We start from the raw sequence: 654 nt of genomic DNA, 5'->3' as shown, positions 1-654 counted from the left end.
AAAGTGCGTCGTAGTCCGGATTGGAGTCTGCAACTCGACTCCATGAAGTCGGAATCGCTAGTAATCGTGGATCAGAATGCCACGGTGAATACGTTCCCGGGCCTTGTACACACCGCCCGTCACACCATGGGAGTGGGCTGCAAAAGAAGTGGGTAGTTTAACCTTCGGGGGGACGCTCACCACTTTGTGGTTCATGACTGGGGTGAAGTCGTAACAAGGTAGCGCTAGGGGAACCTGGCGCTGGATCACCTCCTTATACGATGGATGGTTTGCTTTTGCTTTTTAAAGTGAAAACAAATAAGTCGCGATGAGTGTTCACACAGATTGATGGTTTTGAAGCGAAAGCTTCGAGCTATTTTGCTCTTTAACAATTTGGAAAGCTGACAAAACAATCTTGATTCCTTGTGAATAGGATTGTTTGTAAAGTTCTCAATGTTTATCGAAAGATAAACACCAATAAACACATTCAAGTGTTCTTGGAAACAACACCTTAGTGTGTTGTTTATATTTGAGTCCGGCAAAATCGAGTCTGCATCATGTTTAAATAATTGCAGACAACTTTGGTTGTTTAAACAACAACACCAAATATTGCGACGTGGATTTTGGCCTTCAGGCTAGGCGCTGAGAAATGGGTCGACGGGAGTGTGGTTTTTC

At 44.2% G+C, this 654-nt stretch carries 1 rRNA gene; it reads left to right on the top strand.

What is annotated here, in order from left to right:
- Nucleotides 1–256 (top strand): 16S ribosomal RNA (locus tag DPF90_RS20180); the annotation flags it as partial.
- Between the last annotated feature and the right edge of the window lie 398 nt (nt 257–654).

This window comes from Vibrio tetraodonis (assembly GCF_003350295.1).
GTDB lineage: Bacteria > Pseudomonadota > Gammaproteobacteria > Enterobacterales > Vibrionaceae > Vibrio > Vibrio tetraodonis.
This window is presented reverse-complemented; position numbering and strand designations above follow the sequence as displayed.